Origin of the sequence: Agrobacterium bohemicum (assembly GCF_001562555.1) — a bacterium.
Lineage (GTDB): Bacteria > Pseudomonadota > Alphaproteobacteria > Rhizobiales > Rhizobiaceae > Agrobacterium > Agrobacterium bohemicum.
Map to the genome: position 1 here is coordinate 88926 of NZ_KQ961024.1, position 18125 is coordinate 107050.

General features: G+C 56.3%; 16 protein-coding genes. 11 read left to right on the plus strand and 5 right to left on the minus strand.

Annotation, left to right across the window (positions count from 1 at the left end; genetic code table 11):
* Nucleotides 1-3 precede the first annotated feature (3 nt).
* The 6 genes from livM to ATO67_RS03640 all read left to right on the plus strand — a co-directional run bounded on the left by livM (nucleotide 4) and on the right by ATO67_RS03640 (nucleotide 5601).
* Nucleotides 4-1401: a high-affinity branched-chain amino acid ABC transporter permease LivM gene (gene livM / locus ATO67_RS03615; RefSeq protein WP_067644507.1), complete on the plus strand. Its 1398-nt coding sequence runs from the start codon at nucleotides 4-6 to the stop codon at nucleotides 1399-1401.
* Nucleotides 1401-2264 (plus strand): ABC transporter ATP-binding protein, encoded by an 864-nt coding sequence (locus ATO67_RS03620; RefSeq protein WP_067644509.1) that lies wholly within the window; start codon nucleotides 1401-1403, stop codon nucleotides 2262-2264. Before livM ends, ATO67_RS03620 begins: the two co-directional genes overlap by 1 nt.
* Complete coding sequence (locus ATO67_RS03625; protein WP_067644511.1) at nucleotides 2264-2992, plus strand: ABC transporter ATP-binding protein; 729 nt, start codon at nucleotides 2264-2266, stop codon at nucleotides 2990-2992. Before ATO67_RS03620 ends, ATO67_RS03625 begins: the two co-directional genes overlap by 1 nt.
* Nucleotides 2993-3149: 157 nt before the next feature.
* Nucleotides 3150-3503, plus strand: coding sequence for a DUF6867 family protein (locus tag ATO67_RS03630; protein WP_067644514.1), 354 nt, complete (start codon nucleotides 3150-3152; stop codon nucleotides 3501-3503).
* A gap of 115 nt (nucleotides 3504-3618) precedes the next feature.
* Nucleotides 3619-4737, plus strand: a complete 1119-nt coding sequence (locus tag ATO67_RS03635) for a branched-chain amino acid ABC transporter substrate-binding protein (RefSeq protein ID WP_067644517.1) — start codon at nucleotides 3619-3621, stop codon at nucleotides 4735-4737.
* Between the two features lie 141 nt (nucleotides 4738-4878).
* Nucleotides 4879-5601: a polysaccharide deacetylase family protein gene (locus tag ATO67_RS03640; protein WP_067644519.1), complete on the plus strand. Its 723-nt coding sequence runs from the start codon at nucleotides 4879-4881 to the stop codon at nucleotides 5599-5601.
* A 7-nt stretch (nucleotides 5602-5608) separates the two neighbouring features.
* On the opposite strand, the gene ATO67_RS03645 is transcribed toward ATO67_RS03640, so the two are convergent.
* Nucleotides 5609-6154 carry an AAA family ATPase gene (locus ATO67_RS03645; RefSeq protein WP_067644521.1) on the minus strand — a complete coding sequence of 182 codons (546 nt, stop codon included), beginning with the start codon at nucleotides 6152-6154 and terminating at the stop codon, nucleotides 5609-5611.
* Between the two features lie 118 nt (nucleotides 6155-6272).
* Here ATO67_RS03645 and ATO67_RS03650 point away from each other — a divergent pair, with 118 nt between their 5' ends.
* Nucleotides 6273-6506: a hypothetical protein gene (locus tag ATO67_RS03650; RefSeq protein WP_067644524.1), complete on the plus strand. Its 234-nt coding sequence runs from the start codon at nucleotides 6273-6275 to the stop codon at nucleotides 6504-6506.
* 51 nt (nucleotides 6507-6557) lie between these two features.
* Here ATO67_RS03650 and ATO67_RS03655 read toward each other — a convergent pair whose 3' ends face one another.
* From ATO67_RS03655 to ATO67_RS03670, 4 genes are all read right to left on the minus strand, one after another.
* Nucleotides 6558-7484 (minus strand): response regulator transcription factor, encoded by a 927-nt coding sequence (locus ATO67_RS03655; RefSeq protein ID WP_067644527.1) that lies wholly within the window; start codon nucleotides 7482-7484, stop codon nucleotides 6558-6560.
* A complete protein-coding gene (locus tag ATO67_RS03660; RefSeq protein ID WP_067644531.1) occupies nucleotides 7481-10876 on the minus strand; it encodes a hybrid sensor histidine kinase/response regulator in 3396 nt (1131 codons plus the stop codon). The genes ATO67_RS03655 and ATO67_RS03660 overlap by 4 nt, the downstream gene beginning before the upstream one ends.
* Before the next feature lie 94 nt (nucleotides 10877-10970).
* A complete protein-coding gene (locus tag ATO67_RS03665) occupies nucleotides 10971-11741 on the minus strand; it encodes an SDR family oxidoreductase (protein ID WP_067644535.1) in 771 nt (256 codons plus the stop codon).
* A 153-nt stretch (nucleotides 11742-11894) separates the two neighbouring features.
* Entirely contained in the window at nucleotides 11895-12929 is a 1035-nt protein-coding gene (locus ATO67_RS03670; RefSeq protein ID WP_067644538.1) for a glutamine synthetase beta-grasp domain-containing protein, read from the minus strand.
* A 485-nt stretch (nucleotides 12930-13414) separates the two neighbouring features.
* Between ATO67_RS03670 and ATO67_RS03675 the strand changes: the two genes are divergently transcribed.
* From ATO67_RS03675 to urtC, 4 genes are all read left to right on the plus strand, one after another.
* Nucleotides 13415-13615, plus strand: coding sequence for a DUF2735 domain-containing protein (locus ATO67_RS03675; protein WP_067644541.1), 201 nt, complete (start codon nucleotides 13415-13417; stop codon nucleotides 13613-13615).
* A gap of 213 nt (nucleotides 13616-13828) precedes the next feature.
* Entirely contained in the window at nucleotides 13829-15115 is a 1287-nt protein-coding gene (gene urtA / locus ATO67_RS03680) for an urea ABC transporter substrate-binding protein (RefSeq protein ID WP_106404903.1), read from the plus strand.
* Between the two features lie 243 nt (nucleotides 15116-15358).
* Nucleotides 15359-16975, plus strand: coding sequence for an urea ABC transporter permease subunit UrtB (urtB, locus tag ATO67_RS03685; RefSeq protein ID WP_067644545.1), 1617 nt, complete (start codon nucleotides 15359-15361; stop codon nucleotides 16973-16975).
* Nucleotides 16972-18123 (plus strand): urea ABC transporter permease subunit UrtC, encoded by a 1152-nt coding sequence (urtC, locus tag ATO67_RS03690; protein ID WP_067644547.1) that lies wholly within the window; start codon nucleotides 16972-16974, stop codon nucleotides 18121-18123. The genes urtB and urtC overlap by 4 nt, the downstream gene beginning before the upstream one ends.
* Nucleotides 18124-18125 lie beyond the last annotated feature (2 nt).

The following is an 18125-nucleotide window of genomic DNA, read 5'->3' on the forward strand; positions in this document are numbered from 1 at the left end:
ATCATGGCAAATATTACCTCTGAAAAAGACAATTCCGGCCAGAGCGTGATGGCGCATGCGTTGAAGGAGGGCCTTCTTGCGGGTGTCGTCTCGCTGGGAATGTTCGTTCTTTACATCGGCATCGTCACCTATCAGGACATCAACAACCAGTTGATATGGGGTACGCGTTGGGGCCTTCTGGCCATCTTCGTTGCTATTGCCGCCGTTGGCCGTTTCCTCGTCGTCGGCTTCATCAAGCCACATCTGGATAGCCGCAAACTGGCGAAGGCAAAATCCGGCGTTCTGGAAATTTCCGAAGACAAGGGTTTCCTGCGCAAGCATTTCCTCAAGATCGCGCTTGTGTTTCTGCTGATCTATCCTGCAATCGCTGTTGGCCTCTTCGGCTTCCAAGGGTCACTGAAACTCGTCGATAACTTCGGCATTCAGATCCTTATCTACGTCATGCTGGCCTGGGGCCTGAATATCGTGGTTGGCCTCGCTGGCCTGCTCGATCTGGGTTACGTCGCCTTTTACGCGGTTGGTGCTTACTCCTACGCGTTGCTGTCCAGCTATTTCGGCTTGTCGTTCTGGGTGCTGTTGCCCATGGCCGGTATTCTTGCCGCCTTCTGGGGCATCATACTCGGCTTTCCGGTACTGCGTCTGCGCGGTGACTATCTCGCCATCGTCACGCTCGCCTTCGGTGAAATCATCCGCCTTGTTCTTTTGAACTGGACTGAGGTCACCAAGGGAACGTTCGGGATTTCGGGTATCGCCAAGGCATCCGTGTTCGGCATCTGGTCGTTCGATGTCGGCGCGCCGAACAACTTCGCCAAGGTTTTTGGCCTGACGATGTCCTCGTCCTACTACAAGATCTTCCTGTTCTACGTGATCCTACTGCTGTGCATGTTGACGGCTTACGTCACCATCAAGCTGCGCCGCATGCCGATCGGCCGTGCGTGGGAAGCCCTGCGTGAAGACGAAATCGCCTGCCGTTCGCTCGGTATCGATACCGTCAAGACCAAGCTGACGGCGTTTGCGACAGGTGCGATGTTCGGCGGTTTTGCAGGCTCGTTCTTCGCGGCGCGTCAGGGTTTCGTGTCGCCGGAAAGCTTCGTGTTCCTCGAATCCGCTGTCATTCTCGCCATCGTCGTTCTCGGCGGCATGGGCTCGCTTACCGGCATCGCAATTGCAGCTGTCGTCATGGTGGGTGGCACGGAACTGCTTCGTGAAATGGAATTCCTGAAGCACATCTTCGGACCGGATTTCACGCCGGAACTCTACCGAATGCTGCTGTTCGGCCTGGCGATGATCATTGTCATGCTGTTCAAACCGCGCGGTTTTGTCGGCTCGCGTGAGCCCACGGCCTTCCTGAAAGAGCGTAAGTCCGTCTCCGGCAGCTTCACCAAGGAAGGTCACGGCTGATGGCTTCCGGAAATATTGACATGACAAAAGACACGATCCTGAAAGTCGAACACCTGTCCATGAAGTTCGGCGGCCTGATGGCCATCAACGACTTCTCCTTCGAGGCCAAGCGCGGTGAAATCACCGCACTGATCGGTCCGAACGGGGCAGGCAAGACGACCGTCTTCAACTGCATCACCGGCTTCTACAAGCCGACGATGGGTATGATCACAATGCGTCGCAGAACCGGTGAGGAGCATCTTCTCGAGCGTTTGCCGGATTTCGAAATCACCAAAAAGGCAAAGGTCGCGCGTACTTTCCAGAACATCCGGCTTTTCTCCGGCCTGACCGTGCTGGAAAACCTGCTGGTTGCCCAACACAACGCGTTGATGAAGGCATCCGGTTACACGTTCCTTGGTCTGCTCGGCATGCCGGTCTACAAAAAGGCTGCGGCGGGTGCGATAGACAAGGCCAAATACTGGCTCGATAAAGCCGATCTGACGGAACGCGCTGACGATCCGGCCGGCGATCTTCCCTATGGTGCGCAACGCCGTCTGGAAATTGCCCGTGCCATGTGCACGGAGCCGGAACTTTTGTGCCTGGATGAACCGGCGGCCGGTCTTAATCCGAAGGAATCTCTGGCGCTCAACAACCTGTTGCGCGGCATCCGTGCCGAGGGGACGTCGCTGCTTCTCATCGAGCACGATATGTCTGTCGTCATGGAAATTTCGGATCACGTCGTGGTTCTGGAGTATGGCCAGAAGATCTCCGATGGCACGCCTGATCATGTGAAGAACGACCCGAAGGTCATCGCCGCCTATCTGGGTGTCGAGGATGATGAAGTGGAAGAAGTGATTGCAGAAGAACTCGGGGGAACGCTTTGATGTCCGGTGAACCCCTTCTCAAAGTCCAGAACGTTGAAACCTATTACGGTAACATTCGCGCATTGGCTGGCGTCGATGTCGAGGTTAACCGCGGCGAGATCGTCAGCCTGATCGGCGCGAACGGTGCGGGAAAATCGACCTTGATGATGACGATCTGCGGCAGCCCGCAGGCGCGCACCGGTTCGGTCATTTTCGATGGTGAAGACATCACCCAGGTGCCGACGCATCTGATTGCTCGCAGGCGTATCGCGCAGTCTCCAGAGGGTCGTCGTATTTTTCCACGCATGACCGTGCTGGAAAATCTTCAGATGGGCGCAAACCTCGATAACCTCAAATACTTCAAAGAGGACGTCGAAAAGATTTTCGTGATGTTCCCGCGCCTGAAGGAACGTCAGAGCCAGCGAGGCGGTACGCTTTCGGGCGGTGAGCAGCAGATGTTGTCCATTGGTCGTGCGCTCATGTCACGACCAAAGCTGCTGTTGCTGGACGAGCCGTCGCTCGGCCTCGCGCCTTTGATCGTCAAGGGCATCTTCGAGGCGATCAAGACGCTTAACAAGGAAGAAGGCCTGACCGTCTTTCTCGTGGAGCAGAACGCTTTTGCAGCCTTGAAGCTGTCCGACCGGGCCTATGTCATGGTCAACGGCAAGGTGACGATGAGCGGTTCCGGCAAGGAGCTTCTGGCAAATCCGGAAGTACGCGCCGCCTATCTCGAAGGCGGTCGTCACTGACGTCTCCTGCGCCTGCAACTGCGGGCGCAGATCATCGGCAAATACCCTCGGGCTTTGTCGATCACAGATAACAATAAAGCCTTCCGATAAACGGTGGGCGCTATACCAAAGGCATGCTCTGCGGCGAAAATGTTTCGGGGCACGGATGGGGAAAAAGATGCAAGGACTTTTTTTCGAAAGTGACATTGGTGTGCGTTATGTTTTGCGCGTGCTGGTCGTCCTTCTTGGGTTCTGGACGGCGTGGCGGGCTGGAAAGTCGGTTGCGGATGGATGGGGCGACTATCCAATGGTCGTCGTTTACGTGCTGCTTTTAGGCGTCGTGATGCGCTTCCTGCACTATTCGCTGTTTGCTGGACCCATGCTCAACGGGTTCTATTACCTGATCGATGTCGTTCTTCTGCTCGTTCTAGCAACGGTTGGTTTCCGCATGCGGCGCACCAGCCAGATGGTCGATAGGTACTATTGGCTGTATGAGCGGACTTCAGCGTTTTCTTATAAGAAGAAAGATTGACAGCGGCGTTTTTCTGAATTCAGAATGCCCGCAAGAGTGGAACAGCCTGAGCAGTTAAGGTGGGTGCTGATCAGGCAAGGATAACCAACCCAACCATGGAACTGGGAGTAATATAATGAAGAAGTCTCTTCTTTCCGCAGTTGCGCTGACCGCAATGGTCGCCTTCAGTGGATCTGCCTGGGCTGACATTCTCGTCGGCGTCGGCGGCCCTCTGACGGGCCCGAATGCGGCTTTTGGTGCACAGCTCCAGAAGGGTGCTGAGCAGGCTGCAGCAGACATCAATGCTGCTGGTGGCATCAACGGCGAACAGATCAAGATCGTGCTTGGCGACGACGTGTCCGATCCCAAGCAGGGCATTTCCGTAGCCAACAAATTCGTTGCTGATGGCGTCAAGTTCGTCGTCGGTCACTTCAACTCCGGCGTTTCCATTCCGGCGTCTGAAGTCTACGCAGAAAATGGCATCCTCGAAATCACGCCTGCTGCGACAAACCCGGTTTTCACCGAACGCGGTCTGTGGAACACCTTCCGTACCTGCGGACGTGATGACCAGCAGGGTGGTATTGCCGGCAAGTATCTGGCTGACAACTTCAAGGACGCCAAAGTCGCCATCATTCATGACAAGACGCCTTACGGTCAGGGTCTTGCCGATGAAACCAAGAAGGCAGCCAACGCAGCTGGCGTCAAAGAAGCCATCTACGAAGGCGTCAACGTTGGCGACAAGGACTTCTCGGCCCTCATCGCCAAGATGAAGGAAGCTGGCGTATCGGTTATCTACTGGGGTGGTCTCCACACCGAAGCCGGTCTCATCATCCGCCAGGCCGCAGACCAGGGTCTGAAGGCCAAGCTCGTTTCCGGTGACGGCATCGTCTCCAACGAACTGGCCTCCATCGCTGGCGACGCTGTTGAAGGTACGCTGAACACATTCGGCCCTGATCCAACCATCAACCCTGCCAACAAGGACCTGGTTGCCAAGTTCAAGGCCGCTGGCTTCAACCCAGAAGCTTACACGCTCTACTCCTACGCCGCTTTGCAGACGATTGCTGCTGCTGCCAAGGACGCCGGCTCGCTTGATCCGGAAGCCGTTGCTGCTGCCATGAAGAAGGGCAAGTTCGCAACAGTTCTCGGCGAACTCTCGTTCGACGAAAAGGGTGACCCGAAGCTTCCAGGCTACGTCATGTACGAGTGGAAGAAGGGCCCGGATGGCAAGTACAGCTACTTCCAGCAGGGCATGTAAGTCTTAAGCCACATTTCATCAGAAGCCCGGCAGCGATGCCGGGCTTTTTCGTTTCCAGACGGCATCTGCGGTGATTGCCACAATGGAGACAACAAGGCTGGCGATAACATCTTCATCTGGATATTGCAATTAGGGATAGCAATGAAGACGCGGCGTATTGTAACTGGCTCTGGCATCGTTGCCGTTCTTCTGCTGGCGATCGTGTCGCTCCATCTGTATAGCAACGCTCGTACGACGCAATTGTTCGGCGACATCGTCGCGCGCGTCGAAACGAACAGGCCCGTCGTTGCCCTGACTTTCGACGATGGTCCATCGGTGCGGTTCACGACGGACGTTCTGACGATCCTCAAGGAACGCGACGTGAAAGCGACGTTTTTTCTGATCGGCAAAGAGATGGCTGAAAATCTGCCGCAGGCGCGGCTGATCGCTTATGCGGGCCATGAGATCGGCAACCACTCCTATACCCATTCCAACATGGCGTGGATGGGTCCAGGCAGCGTAAAAGACGAGATAGAGCGGACGGATGCCGCCATACGCAGCGCTGGATATCGTGGTGAAATCCTCTTCCGCCCGCCCTACGGCAAAAAGCTCCTTACATTGCCATGGTATCTTTCGCAGCATGATCGCAAGACAATCATGTGGGACGTGGAGCCAGAATCCTATCCAGAGGTTGCCGGGAATGCCGATGCCATGACGCAATATGTGGTCGATAACGCAAAAGACGGCTCCATCATTCTTCTGCATGTGATGTATCGAAGCCGGGATGTTTCCCGTCAGGCCTTGCCGCATATCATCGATGGTTTGCGGCAACGGGGTTTCGGCTTCGTAACTGCCTCGGAGTTGCTAAAAGATCGCCAGCCCTAAGTGCGTATCAGGTGGAACCTGCTATCGTCTGTAGAATGGTGTCGGCCCGTTCGCTGGTGCTGGATTTCGCGAGAATGATGGTCTCGTAACCGAGCGCGCGGTAGTCGCGCAGCAGACGTTCATATTCCGCGTCTGCTACGGTGAGATCATGTTTGCGTTCATTGTCGGTCACGTAGATTTCGGGCCACGGTGGCGTCATGAACACCAGCGGATTGTAACGGTGTTCGGTCTTCAATTGATACAGCAAGCCGTCGCCGCTTGCATGGTGAAGGGCAGAGGCGGCATCAATCAGGCTTCGGTCGAAAAACACCCAGTCGCGTTCAGGTGCTTGCGCACGATCCTTCAGCGATACCGAGACAGCCAGACGGGCAAAGGCTTCCATATCGATCCATGGAAGGGCAGTGCCTCTTGCGCTCATTTCAGCGGCGACGATCCGGCGGCCCGGTTCTTCGATAGTGGCGTAACCGCGTCGTGCCAGTTCCGCCAGCAACGTGGACTTGCCGCCGCCTGAACAGCCGGAAATGACGACAAGATTATCTGACTTTTTTCTCATGTTATCTCTTGGAAAACATAAAGTTTTTCGGTGTCGATACATTACACCGTATTAATGTTCAGAACGGGAACCGAAAGCGCGATGCAACGTTTCACTGCACTATCAATGAGGTCTTAAAATGAAAACCCTTCTCATCTCGTCCTTGATCGCTGTTTCCTCCGTCTTCACCTTTGCTGCACCGTCCTTTGCGCAGGGCGTAACGGTCACAACAACAGAACGCGTTATCCGCCAGCCGGTGCGCGAAGAATACCGTCCTCGCCATCACCGTGCACCACGCGATTGCTTCGTCAAGAAGGTTCGCACCCAGCATCACGGCCGGGTTGTTATCAAAAAGACGCGCGTTTGCCGTTAATTGGTCTAAGGCGATAGTTCGAAAAACGGGCGCATCATCCGCGCCCGTTTTTTATGTGTCGTGAAGAATATGGGCGGCTTTCACAGCTGCTGACGCACGGTTCTCAACGCCGAGTTTGACGTAGATCTGTTCGAGATGCTTGTTTACCGTGCGGGCGGAGAGGCCGAGAATTTCGGCAATGTCGCGGTTGGCCTTGCCCTTTGCGATCCAGAGCAGAACCTCGGATTCCCGCATCGTCAGCGCGAAATGCTGTCGCAGCAGCACATCAGCAGGTTTATCGTTTGCCGCTGTGAGACGGAACAGGTGTTCGTCCGGTCCCATTGCTCCGAGAAATGTCAGTTGCAGCGTTGCGCGCTCGGTTTGCTGAATGATGAGCGGTGCGTCTCGAAGCCCGTCATTTTCCCGATTTTCAAGCCATTGAGCGACATGGGCGGACACGATATCCAGACCATCGTCGCTGCCAGTTGCAGCGTTGACCAGCCGTGTGGCTTGTGGCGTCGACCAGTGGATCGAGCCATTGCTGCGAACCGCCAGAAGATGGCGCCCAGCGGCATCGAGTGCGACACGTGCGCTTTGCGCAGAGCGGGCATTGGCGAGGTGAACACGAATGCGCGCCCGCAATTCGTCGATGTTGATCGGCTTGGTCAGATAGTCCACCCCGCCGGATTCCAATGCGCGCACGACATGCTCGGTCTCGGTAAGACCCGTCATGAAAATAACCGGCACCTGCGTCAAGGCGGCGTTGGACTTGAGGCGCGCGCAGGTTTCAAATCCATCCATCGCAGGCATGACAGCATCGAGCAGAATGATGTCTGGTGTGATGCGGTCAGCGATGTTGAGTGCTGCTTGACCTGAGGTGGCGATCAGTACCGAAAAGCCTGACTGTTCCAAAGCGTCGGTTAGAAATCCCAGTGTATCAGGGCTGTCATCCACCAGCAGCACGATATCTCTGGGGTGCGCCGTCATCTGCACGCTCATGGCTGACGCTCCTGTGTCATGTCGTCACCTTCGAAGCTGGAGAGAAATGCGGCGTAGCCCGCCATATCGAAGACCTGGACGTAGGTGTTCAATTTATCGGTGAAAGGTTGGTTGTCGGCATCACGTGCAAGGTCGGCAAGCTTGGCTTCTATGCCGCGTATGTAACCGATCTCGCCCAGCTGCCGCAAATCCTGAATATGCGATTGTCCCGGCGTTTTTATCACGGCTTTGACGGGCTTTGGCGGGGGCGGGACGTCCGCTTCATAAATCCAGCTCAGGCCCAGATGCACCGCGAGTTTATCACAGAGCTGACGGATATCGACAGGCTTTGCAATCGTGTCAGTGTGGTTATCCTCACCAGCACCGGCAATGGAGCCATCGCCGATATTGGCCGAGAGCATGATGAGAGGTGCTGTCTGGCCCGCTTCGCGCAGTTTCGTGACGAGCTGCCAACCGCTCATGCCGGGCATGGAGATGTCGATAAGGAAGAGATCGGGTTTGACACCTTCGATGAGGGTAAGGCAATCCGGGCCGCTTTGCGCCGTCAGGACAACGAAATCGAGGGGCCCGAGAACTTCCCGCATCAGTTCGCGATGGTCCTCATTGTCATCGACCACAACGATGGTGCGACGTGGGCCGGAATAGGAGACGATGGTTTTTTCCGGGGCAGGGGCGGTGCTGGGACGATGAACGGCCGAGAGCATCAACCGCACCTTGAAGGTAGAGCCTTTGTCCTTTTGGCTGACGACGGAAATTTCGCCGCCCAGCGTGTTGGTCAAAAGCTGGGTGATGGTGAGTCCAAGGCCAAGGCCCGGCATGGGGCGAATGCTTTCGGCTTCACCGCGCTGGAAGGGCTCATAAATGCGGCTTAAATCCTTCTCGGCAATGCCGCGTCCGGTATCCGAAATGGTGAAGGTGGCGACCTCGCTGCGATAGGTGACATCGAAATTGACCGTGCCTGCATCGGTGAACTTGATGGCGTTGGAGAGAAGATTGACGAGGATCTGGCGCAGGCGTTTTTCGTCTGTACGCACATATTGCGGCAATGCGCGGGTGCGCTGATGGAGCAACTCCAACCCTTTTGCCTGCGCCTGTGGGCGGAATAGATCGATGATCTGGTCGAGGAAATCCTGAATGTTGATTTCATTGGAATAGACCTGCAGACGGCCTGCTTCGATCTTTGAAATATCCAGCAGGCCATCGATCAGTCCCGAGAGATGATCTGCGGAGCGACGGATGACCTTTATGGCGGACTGGCGCGGTTGCGGGATCGTTTCGTCACGCTCGAGGATTTGTGCGTAGCCGAGAACGGCGTTGAGCGGCGTGCGCAATTCATGACTAAGGCCAACCACATAACGGCTTTTTGCGCGGTTGGCAGCTTCAGCCGTGTCCTTGGCGTTCTGAAGTGCCGCATCCGTTTTCTTATGTGCAGCAATTTCCTTCAGTAAAAGCGTGTTCTGCCGCGAGGATTCTTCTTCCGCCACCACGCGGCTATCGTGGGCGAGAACGAGAAACCAGCAAACGATGCCCGCTATGACGGCAAAGACGAAGAAGACGGCGAGGATCGTGCGGTTGACCACATCGACAGTGGCGGGCGAGGCGGTGCCCACCTGATGCGCGATGAGCGCCAGCGTCGCGCCGAGGACCGCGATGGCAAGTGCTGCCGACATGGCGTATCGGCCTAATCGGCTTGAGAGACGGGAAACCAGATCATCCGGTAAGAACGTGCGTGCGACAGTGGCGACCTGATAGTTCAGCTTGGCTTTTGGCTTGCACATATCGTGGCAGCGGCTATCCAGCGAGCAGCAGAGCGAACAGATGGGCGCGGCGTAGGCCGGGCACCACGCCATGTCTTCCGGCTCGAAAGGATGTTCGCAGATGGAGCAGGTAATGCTGCTTTCCTGCTTCCACTTTTGTCGCGGCTTGCGGGCAAGGTAGAATTTGCCCTTGGTGCCCCAGGCGAGTAATGGCGAAACGGTGAAGGCGACGACGAGGGTGAGATAGGGTGCAAGCGATGCGGCGAGTGTCCCGAACAGTCCAAAGTGGGCGCTGAGAGCGATGGTCGCGGCCAGCGCCATGGTGCCGACGCCCACGGGGTTGATGTCGTAAAGATGCGCGCGCTTGAACTCGATGCCGGGTGGCGCAAGGCCGAGCGGCTTGTTGATGAAAAGGTCGGCGGAGATGGTGCAAAGCCATGCCATGGCGATGATGGAGAAGATGCCGAGCGTTTCTTCCAGCAGCCGGTAGATGCCGAGTTCCATCAACAGCAGCGCGATCAGCACGTTGAACACCAGCCAGACCACGCGACCCGGATGGCTGTGTGTGAGACGGGAAAAGAAGTTCGACCACGCCAAAGACCCGGCATAGGCGTTCATGACGTTGATTTTCAATTGCGAAACGACAACGAAAGCCACCATCAGCAACAGAGCGGCGTTTTCGTTTGGTATCATATAGCCAAAGGCGGTGAGGTACATCTGCGAGGGATCGGCAGCGCGATCCACCGGAACGCCGGAGCTGAAGGTCAGGACGACAAGAAAAGAACCCGCCAGCAGTTTCGGCACGCCGACCAGAACCCAACCAGCACCTGCCAGAAACACGGCAAACCGATGCCGCAGCTTCAGCTTGCCATCCGCAGGCAGGAAGCGCAGGAAATCCACCTGTTCACCAATCTGCGACATCAGTGCCAGAATCACGGCGGATGCGGCTCCGAACTCGATCAGGTTGAAATCAGCCGTTGTTCCAGGCGGGCCGGAAGCGTGGTGAATGCCTGCGAATGCGCGCCACACATCGAACTTTTCCCAGTCCAGAAATGCGATGAAGATGAAGGGCAGGACGTTGAGGATGATCCAGAAAGGCTGGGTAATGATCTGAAAGCGGCTGATGAGCCGCACGCCGTGAGTGACCAGCGGAATAACCATGATGGCCGAGATGATGTAGCCGATCCACAGGGGTATGCCGAGCGCCAGTTCCAGCGCGCCGGACATGATCGATGCCTCGATAGCAAACAGCATGAAGGTGAAGGCGGCGTAGATGAGCGAGGTGATGGTTGAGCCGATATAGCCAAAGCTCGCGCCGCGCGTCAGCAGGTCGATATCGACACCGTAGCGAATGGCATAACGGCTGATCGGCACGCCCACGGCCAGCATGACGGTGGCGGCGACGAGAATGGCGTAAAACGCGTTGGTCGTGCCGTAGGACAGAGTGATCGCGCCGCCGATGGCTTCCAGCGCCAGAAAGGAAATGGCGCCAATGGCGGTGTGCGAGATGCGGCTGGAGGAGAATTTCCGGGCGCTTTTGGCAGTAAAGCGCAGCGCGTAGTCTTCGAGCGTCTGGTTGGCGACCCAGCGATTATATTCGCGCCTGACGGGGATGATGCGTTGCCGTGCGGCCATGCCTAAAAACCAGCGCCTTTTTTGGGGTGATGCTCAATTGTGCACATTCGGGCTAACGGGTTTGGTTTGCAAGAGAATTACGGCTTCACCGGGCTCAAAGGCGCACTGACATGCCGCCATCCACTGTCAAGACGTGGCCGTTGACGAAGGAGGCCGCATCGCTGGCCAGAAAGAGAGCCGCTCCGGCGATTTCATCCGGTTTTCCCCAGCGTTCCAAAGGCACGCGGAGCTTGGCGAAAGCCATCATATCCGGGTCCTCCGCGAGCGCGGCATTGGTTTCTGTCGCGAACATACCGGGTGCGATGGCATTGCTTGTGATGCCGCGCGCGCCATACTCCACAGCGATGCTGCGCATCAATCCGGTCAGACCCTGCTTGGCGACGGGGTAGATCGCGTCACCCGGCTTTACCACATGACCTAGGATGGAGGTGATGGTGATGATGCGCCCGTAGCCGTTTGCGTTCATGGCTTCGGCTGCATCCCGTGACAGGCAGATGGAAGAGGTGAGGTCGGTGCGGATGAGGTCCAGCACGTCATCGTCTTGGAAGTCACAGAGCGGACGTCGGTCTCGTGCGCCAACATTGTTGACGAGAATATCGAGGTGCCCGGCCTCTTTCATGACTCGGTGAACGAGGTTGCTGCCAGCGGCGGTGTCAGTGATATCGAAGGCAGCATAGTCCGCTTTGCCGCCGGCTTCACGAAGGCTGTTGGCCGATTTTTCCAGCGTTTCGGCATTGCGCCCGGTCAGCCAGACATGGGCTCCCGCCTCGGTAAAGGCCTTGGCAATTTCAAAGCCGAGGCCGCGCCCGCTGCCGGTGATGATGGCCGTGCGGTTTTCCAGCGAAAATTTTTGGAGAATGCCCATCGCTCACCGTCCCGATTTATTGGTTACGTCAACGCGGAGAATAGGCCGCGTACGAGGGAGGGAAAGGTCAACCCAGCGAGCAGCCGTTCGCAATTGCAAACTCTGGACACAAAAATGGCGTCACCGGAACGAGCGACGCCATCTTCTGATTTATCAGGCAGCAGCAGACTTTGCGAGCGGCACTTCAGCAATCGTCTGGAGGACGACGGAAGCGATCTGGTATGGGCAACCCTGGCTGTTCGGACGACGGTCTTCGAGGTAGCCCTTGTAGCCGTTGTTGACGAAGGAGTGCGGAACGCGGATCGACGCACCACGGTCAGCGATGCCGTAGGAGAACTTGTTCCAAGGCGCTGTTTCGTGCTTGCCGGTCAGGCGCAGATGGTTGTCCGGGCCGTAAACGTCGATGTGCTCTTTCCAGTTCTTTTCGAAAGCAGCCATGAGCGCTTCGAAATATTCCTTGCCGCCAACTTCACGCATGAACTTGGTGGAGAAGTTGCAGTGCATGCCGGAACCGTTCCAATCGGTATCGCCGAGCGGCTTGCAATGGAATTCGACGTCGATGCCGTATTTTTCGCAAAGGCGAAGAAGCAGGTAACGAGCGATCCAGATCTGGTCGGCAGCGCTCTTGGAGCCCTTGCCGAAAACCTGGAATTCCCACTGACCCTTGGCCACTTCGGCGTTGATGCCTTCGTGGTTGATGCCGGCTTCGAGGCAGAGATCGAGATGCTCTTCAACGATTTCACGAGCGATGGAGCCGACGTTCTTGTAGCCGACGCCTGTGTAGTATGGACCCTGTGGAGCCGGGTAACCCTGCTCAGGGAAGCCGAGCGGACGACCGTCTTCGTAGAAGAAGTATTCCTGCTCGAAGCCGAACCAAGCGCCTTCGTCGTCAAGGATGGTTGCGCGGCTGTTGGATGCGTGTGGCGTAACGCCGTCCGGCATCATGACTTCGCACATGACCAACGCGCCGTTTGTGCGGGCTGGGTCTGGATAGATGGCGACGGGCTTCAGCACGCAATCCGAGCTATGGCCTTCGGCCTGCATCGTGGAGGAGCCATCGAAGCCCCAGAGCGGAAGCTGCTCGAGTGTCGGGAATTCGTCGAATTCCTTGATCTGCGTCTTGCCGCGCAGGTTTGCTACCGGCTTGTAACCATCCAGCCAGATGTACTCGAGTTTGAACTTAGTCATTACGAACCTCTCATAGGTTAAGATGCGAAGCCTTGATATCCTTCTGCGAGTAAAACCGTTTTCTCAACCGTTCCCGCTTTCAAGTGCTGTTCTTACAGAAGCATGCGCCGTGCCAGTTTCGCTATTGAGATAAGATCGTCTTCATTTTTTTGCAGTAAAGTGATTCTCAAGAGTCAAAAATCAGCGAAAAGCCAAATGTCACAAATTGGAAAAGCGTGCAATTTCCGATGCTTTTGCAGGGGCAGGCGCTATTTTTGGTCAAAAATGATGCCGTTTTAGCGTGTGAGCTCAATTTTCCCGCAAAAACTTCGCGATTTGAGTCGATATCTGCATAAAGACTGTTCTTTAGATCAAACTGATGATGCGCCGCCTAATTTTTAGGCTTATTGATATTTTTTTAATCAGATGGGGTGCTTTTCAGCTTTTTTGAGAGTATATTCCAAGTGAAGCAACAATGCCGGGTATTCAACGAAAGAGTGAATGTCATGAGAAGCGAACCACATATGGAGAGCGCCACAATCTACCAGTTTCCCGTTGGCGGCCGTTCAGGCTTTAAGGGACTGCGTAACGATGCTATTTTGAACGGTCCTTCGGTCACAGCACCGAAGACCCATATCGACTTCGATAGCTGGTATCATCAGGAAGCGATCCTGGAAAATTCTGACACCGACAAGCCGCACAACTGAACGCTTGATCTCCAGCATGTCTCGGCGCAATCAGATGAGCGCCGGGAGGAATGGGCGAGCGTTCCGGTTTCGCCACCCCACCTACGTCAATTGACGTATACGGTTTTGCAGATGCGAGACCGATAGTCCCCTCCAGCAGCGGTAAAATAATCGCTGAGCCCAAAGAGGCTGAACAGGAGAGGGGTCCTTCCGATGACTTTCAAAACAACACGCATGGGCAAGAAGATGCTGACCGGCGCTTTGCTCGGTGCCATTTTATCCACCACCGCGTTCCATGGTGCTTTTGCCGCTGACGACACCATCAAGATCGGTGTTCTGCATTCGCTGTCCGGCACGATGGCAATTTCCGAAACGACGCTCAAAGACGCGATGTTGATGCTCATCGATGAGCAGAACAAGAAGGGTGGCGTTCTCGGTAAGAAGCTTGAAGCCGTCGTCGTTGATCCTGCATCCGACTGGCCGCTCTTTGCTGAAAAAGCTCGTCAGTTGATTAGCCAAGACAAGGTCGCCGCCGTCTTCGGTTGCTGGACGTCGTCTTCGCGCAAATCCGTTCTGCCAGTTTTCGAAGAGTTGAACTCGATCCTCTTCTATCCCGTGCAGTATGAAGGCGAGGAATCCTCCCGCAATATTTTCTACACCGGTGCTGCTCCTAACCAGCAGGCGATTCCAGCGGTCGATTATCTTGCCAGCACAGAAGGTGTCGAGCGCTGGGTTCTGGCGGGTACGGACTATGTCTACCCACAGACGACCAACAAAATCCTCAAGGCCTATCTGGAATCCAAGGGCGTGAAGCCTGAAGACATCATGGTCAACTATACGCCATTCGGTCATTCCGATTGGCAGACCATCGTCTCCGACATCAAGAAATTCGGCTCTGCCGGCAAAAAGACCGCCGTTGTTTCCACCATCAATGGTGATGCCAACGTGCCTTTCTACAAGGAACTGGCAAACCAGGGCGTGAAGGCCGAAGACATTCCAGTGGTCGCCTTTTCTGTTGGTGAAGAAGAACTCGCCGGTCTCGATACCGGCCCGCTGGTTGGCCACCTTGCAGCCTGGAATTATTTTCAGTCCGTCGATAGCCCTGTGAATGCCGAGTTCATCAAGGAATGGCATGCCTTTACCAAGAACGACAAGCGCGTGACCAATGACCCGATGGAAGCCGCCTATATCGGCTTCAACGCATGGGTGAAGGCTGTAGAGGCTGCGGGCACGACTGAGACCGACAAGGTTCTGGACTCGATCATCGGTGTCTCGGTTCCGAACCTCTCCGGCGGCTACGCCACTGTCATGCCGAACCACCACATCACCAAGCCAGTGCTGATCGGTGAAATCCAGTCGGACGGCCAGTTCGAAATCGTTCAGCAGACCGCGCAGGTCGTGGGTGATGAGTGGTCGGACTACCTGCCGGACAGCAAGGACCTGATCTCCGATTGGCGCAAGCCGATGTCGTGCGGCAACTTCAATGTCGCTACGGGCAAGTGCGGCGGTAAGGGGATGTAATATTGAGGAGGTTTGAGGCGCATCGATAAGGAGCGCCTCTTCCCACTCCAACGTCATCATCCTCGGGCTTGACCTGAGGATCTGCTTCCGCTGCTCCGCGCTCGTTGTCAACGTGGTTAGATCCTCGGGTCAAGCCCGAGGATGACGTCGAGAGAGTGGATCTCCCGGCAGGGCAGAGGGGGGTGAGCCACACCCACGACGCTCAAACACCCACACTGAAGCACCGTAAATTGAGGAGCTGACATGACGATCCGATTTCTTCTTCGAGCCATGTTTCTATGGCTGACGCTTGGGATCGCCGCTCCATCCTTCGCCCAACAAAGCGATCCCAAAGCGCTGATAGATGCGCTGGGTACCGCCGACTTCAAGCAGGCTGAAACGCTGACCGGACAGATTGCCGCAACCGGAGACCCGCGTGTGGTGCCCGCTCTGGAAGCCTATGCCGAGGGTGATCTCTACGTCCGCAAGGCCGACAATCTGGTTTTCATGGCCAAAGTCGCTGGGGCCAATTTCACGCTGATCGATCCTTTGACGGGGGTCAGTGCTGGCGAGGTGCCAAAGGCTGCCGTGACCAAGATCAGGGTCAACAATAATCTTCGCCGTGTCATTCGCGCAGCCCTTGGTGGCTTGACGCTGCTCAGCCCCGACAAATCCGTTCGTCTTTCTGCCGCCGACGCCGTTTTGAAAGCGCCGAGCGCTGAAAACCTGCAATTGCTGGAAGCGGCTCTTGCCAAGGAAATGGATGCCCAGGTGCGTACTCGCATGGAAGAAGCGCGCGCCGTTTCGCTGCTGGCCTCTGATCGCTCCATTGAGGAAAAGCGCGCTGCCATCGAGACCATCAGGAGTTTGGGTGGACGCGGTGCAATCAGCATCCTGATGGCTGCTGCGCCTGTTACCGACGCCAGCCTGAAACCCGATGTCGATGCCGCGATTTCCCATATCGAAAGCACGCTTGCGCTCTGGGACGCTGGACAGAACATCTGGTACGGCCTGTCGCTTGGTTCCGTTCTACTACTTGCGGCCATTGGCCTTGCCATTACTTTTGGCGTGATGGGCATCATCAACATGGCGCATGGCGAGATGGTGATGATCGGTGCTTACTCCACCTTCATGGTGCAGGAGGTGATCCGCAGCAATTACCCTAGTATGTTCGACTGGTCGCTGACAATTGCGCTGCCTGTGGCGTTTCTGGTTACGGGTGCTGTGGGCCTCGTGATGGAACGTGGCGTCATCCGCTTTCTCTATGGCCGCCCGCTGGAAACCCTGCTGGCGACATGGGGTATCTCTCTTATCTTGCAGCAGGGGGTGCGCTCCATATTCGGGCCAACGAACCGCGAGGTGGGCAATCCCAGCTGGATGTCCGGCTCCTTCAGTGTCGGTTATCTCAACTTCACCTGGAACCGCGTCTGGATCGTCTGCTTCTCGCTATCGGTGTTTTTCGCCCTGCTTCTGCTTTTGAAGCGCTCCGCATTCGGTCTGCAAATGCGTGCCGTGACGCAGAACCGGCGCATGGCATCGTCCATGGGTATTCGCACACCGTGGGTCGATGCTTTCACCTTTGCGCTCGGCTCCGGCGTCGCCGGGCTGGCTGGTGTTGCGCTCTCACAGATCGACAACGTTTCGCCCAATCTTGGCCAGTCCTACATCATCGATAGCTTCATGGTGGTGGTGTTCGGCGGCGTCGGTAATCTCTGGGGCACGTTTGTCGGGGCGCTGACGCTCGGCGTACTCAACAAATTCCTTGAGCCGACGGTCGGTGCGGTTCTCGGCAAGATTCTCGTCCTCGTCCTCATCATCCTGTTCATCCAGAAGCGGCCCCGTGGTCTCTTCGCACTTAAGGGAAGGGCGATCGAAGCATGATTACCGGCTTTCTCCTTCGCGCGCTCGACCGCCGCATCTCCATTGCCATCGGCATCATTCTGGCCATTGCGCTGCTGGTGCCCGCTTCCAATCTGCTCTTGCCCGCAGACAGTGCGTTTCGCATTCCGACCTACATCATGTCGATGCTGGGCAAGTATCTGTCCTATGCCATTCTGGCACTGGCGCTCGATCTGGTGTGGGGATATTGCGGCATTCTCTCGCTCGGTCATGGCGCGTTCTTTGCGCTCGGCGGTTATGCCATGGGCATGTATCTGATGCGGCAGATCGGCACGCGCGGCACCTATGGTCACCCCATTCTGCCTGATTTCATGGTCTTCCTGAACTGGAAGGAACTTCCGTGGTTCTGGCATGGCTTCGACATGTTCTGGTTTGCCATGCTGATGGTGCTGGTGGTACCGGGTTTGCTGGCCTTCGTGTTCGGCTGGCTCGCCTTCCGCTCTCGAGTCAATGGCGTCTATCTCTCGATCATCACCCAGGCGATGACCTATGCGCTGCTGCTGGCCTTTTTCCGCAACGACATGGGTTTCGGCGGCAATAACGGCCTGACGGATTTCAAGGATATTCTCGGATTTTCCGTGCAGGCGGATGGTACGCGTGCGGTTCTGTTTGCCATGACGGCCATCATGCTGGCGCTGTGCCTGATGATCGCCTCCGGCATCGTCAATTCCAAATTCGGCAAGGTATTGGTGGGCGTTCGTGATGCCGAAAGCCGCGTGCGCTTCCTGGGTTTCCGGGTTGAGAACATCAAGCTCTTCACCTTTGTCGTCTCGGCCATGATGGCGGGTATTGCTGGAGCCTTGTTCGTGCCCCAGGTCGGCATCATCAATCCCGGCGAGTTCTCGCCAGCCAATTCCATTGAAGTCGTGGTCTGGACGGCAGTCGGCGGGCGCGGCACGCTGATCGGGCCGATCCTGGGTGCTGTCTTGGTCAATGGTGGCAAAAGCTATTTCACCGGGGCATTCCCTGAATTCTGGCTGTTTGCGCTGGGTGGATTGTTCATCGCGGTCACGCTGTTTTTCCCCAAGGGCATTGTCGGTACTGTCCAGCACCATCTGGCAGGGCGGCGCGAGAAGCGGCAGGTGGCGTCCACTGAAGCTGCCAAGACGGCGCAACAGGCAGCGGAGTAACG